This window comes from Burkholderia sp. Bp8994, assembly GCF_003853805.1.
Classification (GTDB): Bacteria; Pseudomonadota; Gammaproteobacteria; order Burkholderiales; family Burkholderiaceae; genus Burkholderia.
In genome coordinates, this window is record NZ_QTQH01000012.1 from 224,648 (window position 1) to 236,255 (window position 11,608).

The window sequence follows — 11,608 nt, forward strand, 5'->3', positions numbered from 1 at the left end:
CCGGTCGCTCAGCCCGGGGTATCGACCGGATCCGTCGCCTCGCCGCGGCCTGGTGCCGCGCGACACGCGGCGCCAGCCGCAGGCGGCACCGACGCGGGGTGGATCATCTCGTCGCCGTTGACCGGCACCGGCCGCCGCACCGGCCGGTACACCGGTTCGCCCGGCTCGATCGCCTGCCCGGAGATCGCGCAGCGGCCCGCCTGCAACGCGACGCGCAAGCGCCAGCGTTGCTCGCCGTAATGGCAGCGCCCGCTTTCGCTCCAGCGCACCAGCAAGCCGTCGTCGCCCGCTTCCAGAACCGACACGAACAGTTGCGGCCGCAACGGTGAAACGCCAGGTGCGACAGGCTCCGGAGTCGGCGCGCGATCGGCACGCTCCTGTGGCCGCGCCATCCCGACGTCTGCCGGTAACGGCATCGCGTCCCGCTCTTCGGCTACCAGCATGTGGTACGACACATACTCGCAGATCAGGCATTCGATAACGTTTGGCATGCTTGACGACATTCCGTGAAGATTGAGACGAGCCGCGCTCGGCCCTTCGCACGGCAGCAACGACCGATTCGGTCATGCACCCCGCCTCCGGTGCAACCGCCATGCACGCATGGCGATCGGACATTGCCGCAGATGATACAAATTGAAGTTAACTTCAAGTAAAGGGGAAACATGCGCAACGATGCGTTTCGCTGATCGCCAATGGACCGCAACGACCGCGGCTACGACGCCCACGACCGAACCGCGCGTCTCGCGTTTCGTCTCAAACGGCTGAGACGAATGTCCCGGCGTCTCACCCGCCGCGTCCCGTCGCAATCGCAGCAAATTTCGCGTTTGACTCGCCCGGCCCCGGCTGACGTCGATGCAGCGCGGCCTGCTGCATCGCACACGGCCCGCCCGGCGCCTTCGCCACCCGAGCGCCGATTCGAGCTGGCCCCGTTCCTGCATGTCGGTCGCTCGCGCAATCGCGCGACGGACGAACCGGCCCCCTGGGTCGCGCGTCCGACGACAACCTGACGGAGACAGCAACGTGAGTACACCGGCATCGAACACCGCTCCCAGCATGAAGGCCGCCGTCTGGCATGGCCGCCACGACATCCGCGTCGAAGAGGTTCCCGTTCCGGCGCATCCGCCGGCCGGCTGGGTCCAGATCCGCGTGCACTGGTGCGGGATCTGCGGCTCCGACCTGCACGAGTACGTCGCCGGGCCCGTGTTCATTCCCGTCGACGCACCGCATCCGCTGACGGGCCTGAAGGGCCAGTGCATCCTCGGCCACGAGTTCAGCGGCGAGATCGCGGCGCTCGGCGCGGGCGTGACGGGCTTCGCGGTCGGCGAGCGCGTGACGGCCGACGCCTGCCAGCATTGCGGCACCTGCTGGTATTGCCGGCACGGGCTGTACAACATCTGCGAGAACCTCGCGTTCACCGGGCTGATGAACAACGGCGCGTTCGCCGAATTCGTGAACGTGCCGGCCGAGCTGCTGTACAAGCTGCCCGACAACTTCCCGACGGAGGCCGGCGCGCTGATCGAGCCGCTCGCGGTCGGGCTGCATGCGGTGAAGAAGGCCGGCAACATCGTCGGCCAGACCGTCGTCGTGGTCGGTGCCGGCACGATCGGCCTGTGCACGATCATGTGCGCGAAGGCCGCGGGCGCCGGACGCGTGATCGCGCTGGAAATGTCGGCCGCGCGCAAGCAGAAGGCGCTGGAGGTCGGCGCGACGGTCGTGATCGATCCGAAGGCGTCCGACGCGGTCGCGGAAGTCAAGGCGCTGACGGGCGGCTACGGCGCCGACGTGTCGTTCGAGTGCATCGGGCACACGGCCACCGCGCAGCTCGCGATCGACGTGATCCGCAAGGCCGGCAAGTCGGTGATGGTCGGCATCTTCGAGGAGCCGACGTCGTTCAACTTCTTCGACATCGTGTCGACCGAGAAGGAAGTGATCGGCTCGCTCGCGTACAACGGCGAATTCGCGGACGTGATCCGCTTCATCGCGGACGGCCGCATCGACGTGCAGCCGCTGATCACCGGCCGGATCACGCTCGGCGACATCGTCACGCACGGCTTCGAGGAGCTGGTCAACCACAAGGACCGGAACGTGAAGATCATCGTCCAGCCCGCGGCCGCCTGACGAACCGTTGACCGGACGATGACGGCCGCGCGGCGGCCGGACGCGGCACCGAACGGTCCCGGGGCATCCCGGGCGCGGCCCCGCCCCGGGCCACCGCATGTTTCCGCCCGTTTTCGGTGCGTGCACAACCGCGCCGGTGCGGCGCGCGGGGTCGGACTTCGATATACTCGAAGCGACATCACCGCCCCGCGCGCCACCCGCGCGCCCGCTTCCGTGAAACCACGAGCCGGCCTGATCCTCGAACTCTTCGTCAACCTGATGCTGCCCTGGGTCGCGTACCGGGTCGCGCATCCGTATTTCGGCGAAACCGGCGCGCTGTACGCGTCGGCGATTCCGCCCATCGTCTGGTCCGTCGTCGAATTCATCCGCTCGCGCCGCATCGATGCGGTGGCCGCCGTCGTGCTGCTCGGCATCGCGCTGTCGATCGCCGGCATGGCGCTCGGCGGCAGCGCGCGCACGCTGCTGATGCGCGAATCGCTCGCGTCCGGCACGATCGGCGTCGTGTTCCTGCTGTCGTTGTTCCGCGATCGTCCGCTGATCTTCTATCTCGCGCGCGCGACGGTGGCCCGCGAGATGGCCGGCGGCGCCGCGCGTTTCGAGACGGTCTGGGCCGAGCAGCCGGGGCTGCGCCAGATGCTGCGCCTGATGACCTTCGTGTGGGGCGCCTGCATGACGCTGGAGATGCTGCTGCGCCTGTGGATGGTCGTCACCTGGCCCGTCGAGCGCGTGCTCGTCGTGTCGCCGATCATGGGCTACACGGTGTTCGGCACGCTGCTGCTGTGGACCTTCTGGTACCGGCGGCGGATGCGCGAGCGCAACAGCGTCGACATCCCGACCCGCGACGGCGTCACCGAGATCGCCGGCCGCTGAGCGCCCGCCCCGTCCGCCCGGCGCGGCCGTCACGGCCGCTGGGGTATGATGCGCGGCTCTCGTTCGCCGCCTGCATCGCCCCATGTCTCTCTCGCTTCTCCCGTGTGCCACGATCTGGCTCGCACTGTTCGCGGCCGCCGCGTTCGCGTGGCAGCGCCCGCTGCATGGCCTGAGCATCGCCGTTGCCGCGCTCGGCTATGCCGGCGCGCTGGCGTTCGGCAAGCTCGAACCGATCGTGCTCGCGCCGCTCGCGCTGCTCGCGGCCGCCGCCTGGGGCGTCGCGCCGGGCCGCCCGCTCGCGCTGCGGATCGTCGCGCACGTCGTGTTTGCCGCGCTCGCGATCGCGCTGAGCCTGCACCTGCTTCCCGGCTTCCACAATCCGCGCGTGATCGAGCCGACGCGTTTCACGCCGGATGCCGTGCCGTTCACGATGTACCTGAATTTCGACAAGCCGCTCGTCGGCCTGTGGCTGCTGTGGGCGCTGCCGTGGGTGGCGCCGGACGTCCCGCCGGCACGCGCGCTGCGCACCGGCGCCGTGGCGGCCGTCGCGACGGCGGCGGCCTGCCTGGCCGGCGCGCTCGCGTTCGGCATGGTCGGCTGGGCGCCGAAATGGCCGGCGTCGGGCTGGATGTGGCTCGTCAACAATGTGCTGCTCGTCACGCTCGCCGAGGAAGCGCTGTTCCGCGGCTACGTGCAAGGCGGGCTCACGCGCGTGCTCGGCCGGTTCGGCTGGGGGCCGTGGGCCGCGCTCGCGATCGGCGCTGGGCTGTTCGGCGCCGCGCACGCGGCCGGCGGCTGGCCCTGGATCGCGCTCGGCACGGTGGCCGGCATCGGCTACGGCCTCGCATGGCGGCGCGGCGGACTGCTCGCATCCGCGCTCGCGCATGCGGGGCTGAACGTGATCCACTTCGCGCTGTTCACCTATCCGATGTTCGCCGCCGCACGCTGAACGCCGCACGCGGCGGCATCCCGCCGGTTTCGCGCGGTCGAACTCAGTTGAAGCCGGCTACCGCGTGCGGCACGTAAGGGCCTTCGAGCGTCGCGATTTCATCGTCCGTCAGCTTCAGCTGCAGCGCGCCGAGCGCATCGTCCAGATGATGCGGCTTCGAGATGCCGACGATCGGCGCGGTGACGCCGCGCTTGTGTGCGACCCACGCGAGCGCGACCTGCGCACGCGGCACGTTGCGCGCGGCGGCGATCGCCGCGACGGCCTCGACGACCGCGCGATCGGCACCGGCCGTCGCGTCGTACATCCGCTGACCGACCTCGTCGCTCTGCTGCCGGCCGGACGACTCGTCCCAATTGCGCGTCAGCCGGCCGCGCGCGAGCGGGCTCCACGGAATCACCGCGATGCCTTCGGCCTCGCACAGCGGCAGCATTTCCCGTTCTTCCTCGCGATACAGCAGGTTCAGGTGGTTCTGCATGCTGACGAAGCGGGTCCAGCCGTTCTGCTTCGACGTATACAGCGCCTTCGCGAACTGCCACGCGAACATCGACGATGCGCCGATGTAGCGCGCCTTGCCGGCCTTCACGACGTCGTGCAGCGCCTCGAGCGTCTCCTCGATCGGCGTGCCGTAGTCCCAGCGGTGGATCTGGTACAGGTCGACGTAGTCGGTGCCGAGCCGCTTCAGGCTCTGGTCGATGTCGGTCATGATCGCCTTGCGCGACAAGCCCGCGCCGTTCGGCCCCGGGCGCATCCGGTAGAACACCTTGGTCGCGATCACGACGTCGTCGCGCTTCGCGAAGTCGCGCAACGCACGGCCGACGATCTCCTCGGACGTGCCGTCCGAATACATGTTCGCGGTATCGAAGAAGTTGATGCCGGCCTCGATCGCCCGCTGGATGATCGGGCGGCTTTCCGCTTCCGGCAGCGTCCAAGGGTGGGTGCCGCGCGACGGCTCGCCGAACGTCATGCAGCCCAGCACCAGCTTCGACACGTCCATCCCGGTCGACCCGAATTTCACGTATTCCATCGCTCGCCTCGTCATTGAAGTGGGGTTGCGGCCGGATGCGCGGCACCGGCTCGGTGCACCGGGCACGAACGCCGTGCGCAGCATCGGCCAGACGTCGCATGGTATCGCGCAGCGCGCGAACGCGTAGTCGACGCGACGGCCTGCTGCGGCCGGGTCGCCCAGGAACGCCGACGCGCCGGAACCGCAGCCCAATCCCACTCGAGCAAGGCTTCGACGGCGCACACCAACGCGCCACGCCGCATCCATGATCAGAATGCGCGGCGTGGCGCCGCGCCGGTTGCCGCGTCGACGAACGAACGGATTACTCGCGAACGACGAACGGCTTACTTGATCTGGTCGGCGAGCGGCTGCAGGAATTCGGAGAAGCCGGTCAGCATGATCTGCACGCCGATGCACAGCAGCAGGAATGCCGACACGCGCTTCGCGACCTTGGTGCCTTCGGTGCCGAGATAGCGGGAGAGCAGCGCGGCACGGCTGTAGGTCAGCCAGATCACGACCGCGACGAGCGCCGACACCGAGATCGACACGATGCTCGACAGCATGAATTCCGACAGCTTGTGCGTGCGGTTCGCGTTCAGCGCGATCGCGGTGGCGATCGAGCCGGGGCCGACGGTCAGCGGCACGGTCAGCGGGAAGAACGCGCGGGTCATGATCGCGTTCGCATCGATCGGCTTGATCGGCGTATCGCCGCCGCCCGCCGGCCCGTCCGGCTCGTTCAGCATCTGCCAGCCCGCGACGGCGACCGCGAAGCCGCCGCCGATCCGCAGCGCTTCCATCGAGATCCCGAAGAAGTGCAGCACCGGCGTGCCGGCGAAGAACGCGACCAGCAACACGATGAACGCGTTGAACGCCACCTTCTTCGCGAGCAGGTTGCGCTCGTGCTCGGTCAGCGCCTCGGTGCGTTCGAGAAACAGGAACGCGATGCCGATCGGATTGATGATGCCGATCAGGCCGGTAAAGCCGAACAGGATCTCGGAGATAAGGCGATTGACGATCATCGGGTGCGAAGAAGCGGTCGGGGCTGGGCCGGCGGCGCGCCGGGGGTCACGCATTGTAGAGCAAGCGCCCGCGCGCGAGACGCAAATCGCGCCCCGGGCCCGGCGGCCCGCGCCGCCGCCTTATTCGGCGCCCGGCTCCCAGGCCGGCGGCCGCTTCGCGAAGAACGCGGCGAAGCCCTCCTTCGCTTCCGGCGTCGCACGCACGCGGGAGATCGTCTGCGCGGTGAACGCCGCGCGTTCGTCCGACGGCGGGTACTCGCCGATCGCGTCGAAAAAGCGCTTGATCTCCATCAGCGCGTTCGGGCCGTTGCGGCTCAGCTCGGCGAGCGTCTTGTCGAGTGCGGCGTCGAGCGCGTCGAGCGGCACGGCCTGGTGGATCAGCCCGATCGCGACGGCTTCGGCGGCCGCGAGTTGCGTCGCGGTCAGCGCGAGCCGGCGCGCCTGGCGCTGGCCGACCGCCTCGACCAGGTACGGGCCTATCACCGACGGCAGGATCCCGAAACGGGCCTCGCTGACCGAAAAGCGCGCGTGATCGCTCGCGATCACGATGTCGCAGGCCGCGCACAGGCCGACGCCGCCGCCGAACGCGTGGCCCTGCACGCGCGCGACCGTCGGCTTCGGGCACTGCCGGATCGCCCGCATCATCGCGGCGAACCGCTCGGCGTCGCGCAGGTTCGCGGCCGCGTCGTTCGCGCTCGCGCGCTGCATCCACTGCAGGTCGGCGCCCGCGCAGAACGCGCGACCGTCCGAGCGCAGCACGATCGCGCGCACGTCGTCGCGCCGGCCGAGCGTGGTAAACGCGTCGGTCAGCTCGGCGATCATCGTCTCGTCGAACGCGTTGAGCACGTCGCCGCGCTGCAGCGCGACAGTCGCGATGCCGCGCGCATCGACGGCCACGGCCAGGGTTTTCAATCCATCCATCGAACAGGTTTCCTCGGGGTAGAAACAGGGAACGGCGAAACTCAGGCGGCCTGCCGGCGGTCGATCACGCGCCGGGCCTTGCCGGTCGCGCTCGCGGGAATGCCGCCCGCGGCGAGCACCGTCACGCCGGCCGACACGCCGATCATCGTCTTGATCCGGTGCTGCAGCTCGCGCGCGATCGCCGCGCGCTCGGCATCGGTCACGCACGCGACGGCCTCGGAGCGCAGCTCGACCGCGAGATCGAGCCGGTCCATGTGGCCGTCGCGCGAAAGCGTGATCTGGAACTGCCCCGACAGCTTCGTCTGCGCGACGACGATTTCCTCGATCTGGCTCGGGAACACGTTCACGCCGCGCACGATCAGCATGTCGTCGGAGCGGCCCGTGATCTTCGCGAGCCGGCGCATCGCGCGCGCGGTCGGCGGCAGCAGCGCGGTGAGGTCGCGCGTGCGGTAGCGGATCACCGGCATCGCCTCCTTCGTCAGCGACGTGAACACGAGCTCGCCCTCGCTGCCGTCCGGCAGCACCTCGCCGGTCGCCGGGTCGATGATCTCCGGATAGAAATGGTCTTCCCAGATCACCGGGCCGTCCTTCGTCTCGACGCATTCGCACGCGACGCCCGGGCCCATCACTTCCGACAGCCCGTAGATGTCGAGCGCGTCGATGCCCACGCGTGTCTCCACTTCCTCGCGCAGCGCCTGCGTCCACGGCTCCGCGCCGAAGATGCCGATCTTCAGCGACGACTCGGCCGGGTCCATGCCCTGCCGCACCATCTCGTCGATCAGGTTCAGCATGTACGACGGCGTGACGAGGATGATCTTCGGCTCGAAATCGCGGATCAGCTGCACCTGCTTTTCAGTCTGCCCGCCCGACATCGGCACGACCATGCAGCCGAGCCGCTCCGCGCCGTAGTGAATCCCGAGGCCGCCCGTGAAGAGCCCGTAGCCGAATGCGTTGTGCAGCGTGTCGCCCGGGCGGCCGCCGGCCGCGCGGATCGAACGCGCGGTCACGTTCGCCCACGTGTCGATGTCGCGCGCGGTGTAGCCGACCACCGTCGGCTTGCCGGTCGTGCCGCTCGACGCATGCACGCGCACGACCTGCTCGCGCGGCACCGCGAAGAGGCCGAACGGGTAGTTGTCGCGCAGGTCGTGCTTGGTCGAGAACGGGAATTTCGCGAGATCGGCGAGCGTCTTCAGGTCGTCCGGATGCACGCCCGCCGCGTCGAACGTGCGGCGATAGTGCGGGACGTTGTCGTACGCGTGGCGCAGCGACCACTTGAGGCGCTCGAGCTGCAGCGCCTGCAGTTCGTCGCGGCTGGCGGTCTCGATCGGCTCGAGGGCGGCGGCGGGGTGCGTCGGGTGAGTCATCGGGGTGCTCCTCCAGTGGAGTGATGTCGTTATCGTGATCGGGGTGACGCGGCCGGCGGCTAGCGGAACGTGCGGCCGGCCGCGTGCAGCGCGGCGATGCGCGGCGACACGCGATAGCGGTCCTCGCCGTAGCTCGCCGCCAGGTTCGACAGCACGCGATACACGCGGCCGATGCCGATCGCATCGGCCCACGCGAGCGGGCCGCACGGGTAGTTCACGCCCTTCTCCATCGCGAGATCGAGATCGGCGGGCGAGCACACGCCCTGGTTCACCGTGTCGGCCGCCTCGTTCGCGAGCATCGCGACGGTGCGCATCGCGACCATGCCCGGCACGTCGGCGATGCCGACGACGCGAAAACCCGCTTGCTGGAACAGCCCGACCGCATCCGCATAGGCCGCGTCGCTGCACTGCAGCGCGCGCGTCAGCGCGACGAGCCCGGCCTGCGCGTAATCGCGCGCGAGATCGACGAGCACGAGGTCGGCCACGCCGGTTTGCGCGGCGCGCACGGTCGCGGTGCGGCCGTCGGTCAGCGCGATCGACGCGCGTCCGGCCACGGCGAGCAGTTCGTCGGCATGCGCGCCGTTCTGCCGCGCGAGCGCGATGCGTTCGACAACGCGGGCATGCAGCGCGGCGGCCGGGCCGTCCTGCGCGAACAGCACGACGTCGGCCGGCGCATCGCACGGCGGTTCGAACGCGGGCGCGGGCGGCGTCGCGCCGTCCGCATACGAATAGAAGCCGCGCCCCGACTTGCGCCCGAGGAAGCCCGCGTTCACGAGTTCCTGCTGGATCAGCGACGGCGTATAGCGCGGATCGTTGAAGTACGCGCGGAACACCGACTCGGTCACCGCGAAGTTCACGTCGTGGCCGATCAGGTCCATCAGCTCGAACGGCCCCATCCGGAAGCCGCCGGCGTCGCGCATCACCGCATCGATCGAGGCCGGCGTGCCGCCCTGCTCGTTCAGCACGCGCAGCGCCTCCGCGTAATACGGCCGCGCGACGCGGTTCACGATGAAGCCGGGCGTCGACTTCGCCAGCACCGGCCGCTTGCCCCACGCGGCGGCCGTGTCGTAGAGCGCCTGTGCGACGTCCGGCGCGGTCGCGAGCCCGCTGACCACCTCGACGAGCGCCATCAGCGGCGCCGGATTGAAGAAATGCAGGCCGGCCACGCGCTGCGGCGCGCGCAGCCCGGCCGCGATCGACGTGATCGAGATCGACGACGTGTTGGTCGCCAGCACGCAGCTGTCGTCGACATGGCGTTCGAGCGTCGCGAAGATCTCGCGCTTCACGTCGAGCCGCTCGGCCGCCGCCTCGACGATCAGCGCGGCGCCCGCGAAGTCGGCCAGCGCGCGCACCGCGCGAATCCGGCTGCCGGCCGCGTCGGCCTGGGCCGGTTCCATCCGGCCCTTTTCCGCGAGCCGTGCGAACTGCGCGCGGATGCCGGCCAGCGCCTTGTCGCATGCGGCTTCGTTCAGGTCGTACAGCAGCACCGCATGACCGGCCGCCGCGGCCACCTGCGCGATGCCCGCGCCCATCGCGCCCGCGCCGATCACGCCGACGACCGCCGACTGCGCCAGCGCGCTCGAATTCACCGAATGTGCAGAAGAAACAGCCATCGCTTGCGATCCGTCATGAAGTGGAAGTGCGAGCGATTATAAACCGACCGGTCGGTAGATTTATGTCAGGGCGAGCCCGAATTTGTCGTGCAAGAGACCGTTACGAAAAGCGCAAGAACAAAAATTCGACCGATCGGGGCACTTTTTTGAAACAGAAAGGTCAATGAAAGCGTCCGATTATGAGATAGTGTCCCCCGAACGCCTGATAAAATTCGACAAATCGCCGAATTTCAGGGGGAAACCGCGTGTCACGCCGCTGCCGTCCACCGCCTGCCGTCCTTTCGGGGTCGGAATCGCGCCACCCGCCTGTCGTGACGTACCCGCGCCCCGCCCTCGGCACCCGGTCGCATCGAACCGTTTCATCCAGCGACGGGCTTCGGCCCGCCCGCGCCCCTCGCCGCTTCACGGCGGCGAATCCAGGGCAGCACGGCTCCGCGCTGCCGCCCATCAGCATCATCGTCCACGTTCGGCGGATCATCCGGCCGGGCTTCGTCAACCCGTGACGGCGCGTCGCGCGCCGCCACTCGCATAGGAAACCGTCCATGCCGCTCTCGTCCAACCAGCTCCCGCGCTGGACCCTCGTGGCCCCGCTTGCCGCCTGGCTGGTACTCGCGCTGTCGCGCGTCGTGCCGGCCGAAGGCCTCGTCATCGCCGTGTTCGCCGCCGCCCTCGCCGGCGCCGTGTTCGCCGCCGTCCACCATGCCGAAGTCGTCGCGCACCGCGTCGGCGAGCCGTTCGGCACGCTCGTGCTGGCGGTCGCCGTGACCGTCATCGAGGTCGCGCTGATCGTGTCGGTGATGCTCGGCGCCGGCCCCGAGAAATCGGGCCTCGCGCGCGATACCGTGTTCGCCGCGGTGATGATCATCTGCAACGGCATCGTCGGCCTCTGCCTGCTGGTCGGTGCGTGGAAGCATGGCGAGCAGGATTTCCAGGGGCGCGGCGCGAGCAAGGCGCTCGCGGTGCTCGCGTCGCTGTCGGTGCTGTCGCTCGTGATGCCGAACTACCTGAACGCCGCGCCGGGCCCGTTCTTTTCGAAATCGCAGCTTGCGTTCGCCGGCGTGTCGTCGCTCGTGCTGTACGGCGCATTCGTATTCGTGCAGACCGTGCGCCACCGCGACTACTTCCTCACCGAGCACGACAGCGCGAACGAATCAGTGCATGCGGCCCCCCCGAGCGGCCGCACCGCGCTGATCAGCCTCGTGCTGCTGTTCGCGAGCCTCGTCGCGGTCGTGCTGCTCGCGAAGCTGCTGTCGCCCGCCGTCGAGCATGCGGTGATGAAGCTCGGCGCGCCGGAAGCGGCGGTCGGCATCGTGATCGCCGCGCTGGTGCTGCTGCCCGAAGGGCTCGCGGCCGTCACCGCCGCGCGGGCGAATCGCCTGCAGACCAGCATGAACCTCGCGCTCGGTTCGGCGCTCGCGAGCATCGGGCTCACGATCCCGACCGTCGCGGCCGTGTTCATCTGGGTCGGCCAGCCGCTCACGCTCGGCATCGGCGCGATGGAAACCGTGCTGCTGTCGCTGACGCTGCTCGTCAGCACGCTGACGCTCAGCCAGGGACGCACGACGGTGCTGCACGGCGTCGTGCATCTGTCGCTGTTCGCGGCGTACCTGTTCCTGTCGGTCACGCACTGATGTAAAGCGGCGCGGGGGGGGGGGGGGGGGGGGAGACAACACCCACCACCCCCCGGCAGCCCCGCACCCCCACGCCCGGCCACACGAGGAACCCCGAGGCGAAGACGACGCGCGCCCGCA

10 protein-coding genes are annotated in these 11,608 nt (G+C 69.5%); 4 read left to right on the top strand and 6 right to left on the bottom strand.

Annotated elements, in window-relative coordinates:
- Window positions 1-8: 8 nt before the first annotated feature.
- Window positions 9-491, bottom strand: a complete 483-nt coding sequence (locus DIE04_RS15745; protein ID WP_124522067.1) for a DUF3331 domain-containing protein — start codon at window positions 489-491, stop codon at window positions 9-11.
- 562 nt (window positions 492-1,053) lie between these two features.
- Between DIE04_RS15745 and DIE04_RS15750 the strand changes: the two genes are divergently transcribed.
- The 3 genes from DIE04_RS15750 to DIE04_RS15760 all read left to right on the top strand — a co-directional run bounded on the left by DIE04_RS15750 (window position 1,054) and on the right by DIE04_RS15760 (window position 3,937).
- Window positions 1,054-2,118, top strand: a complete 1,065-nt coding sequence (locus tag DIE04_RS15750; protein ID WP_044843313.1) for a 2,3-butanediol dehydrogenase — start codon at window positions 1,054-1,056, stop codon at window positions 2,116-2,118.
- Window positions 2,119-2,331: 213 nt separating this feature from the next.
- Window positions 2,332-2,988: a VC0807 family protein gene (locus DIE04_RS15755; protein WP_124484625.1), complete on the top strand. Its 657-nt coding sequence runs from the start codon at window positions 2,332-2,334 to the stop codon at window positions 2,986-2,988.
- An 82-nt stretch (window positions 2,989-3,070) separates the two neighbouring features.
- Window positions 3,071-3,937 carry a CPBP family intramembrane glutamic endopeptidase gene (locus tag DIE04_RS15760; protein WP_124522069.1) on the top strand — a complete coding sequence of 289 codons (867 nt, stop codon included), beginning with the start codon at window positions 3,071-3,073 and terminating at the stop codon, window positions 3,935-3,937.
- 43 nt (window positions 3,938-3,980) lie between these two features.
- Here DIE04_RS15760 and DIE04_RS15765 read toward each other — a convergent pair whose 3' ends face one another.
- From DIE04_RS15765 to DIE04_RS15785, 5 genes are all read right to left on the bottom strand, one after another.
- The gene (locus DIE04_RS15765; protein ID WP_044843310.1) at window positions 3,981-4,961 is read right to left on the bottom strand and encodes an aldo/keto reductase; all 981 of its coding nucleotides are present in this window, start codon (window positions 4,959-4,961) and stop codon (window positions 3,981-3,983) included.
- Between the two features lie 323 nt (window positions 4,962-5,284).
- Entirely contained in the window at window positions 5,285-5,959 is a 675-nt protein-coding gene (locus DIE04_RS15770; protein WP_044843309.1) for a MarC family protein, read from the bottom strand.
- 120 nt (window positions 5,960-6,079) lie between these two features.
- Window positions 6,080-6,880: an enoyl-CoA hydratase-related protein gene (locus DIE04_RS15775; RefSeq protein WP_124522073.1), complete on the bottom strand. Its 801-nt coding sequence runs from the start codon at window positions 6,878-6,880 to the stop codon at window positions 6,080-6,082.
- Window positions 6,881-6,921: 41 nt separating this feature from the next.
- Entirely contained in the window at window positions 6,922-8,244 is a 1,323-nt protein-coding gene (paaK, locus tag DIE04_RS15780) for a phenylacetate--CoA ligase PaaK (RefSeq protein ID WP_124484622.1), read from the bottom strand.
- 59 nt (window positions 8,245-8,303) lie between these two features.
- The gene (locus DIE04_RS15785; RefSeq protein WP_124484621.1) at window positions 8,304-9,857 is read right to left on the bottom strand and encodes a 3-hydroxyacyl-CoA dehydrogenase; all 1,554 of its coding nucleotides are present in this window, start codon (window positions 9,855-9,857) and stop codon (window positions 8,304-8,306) included.
- 542 nt (window positions 9,858-10,399) lie between these two features.
- Here DIE04_RS15785 and DIE04_RS15790 point away from each other — a divergent pair.
- Window positions 10,400-11,488, top strand: coding sequence for a calcium:proton antiporter (locus tag DIE04_RS15790; protein WP_124484620.1), 1,089 nt, complete (start codon window positions 10,400-10,402; stop codon window positions 11,486-11,488).
- Window positions 11,489-11,608: the final 120 nt, after the last annotated feature.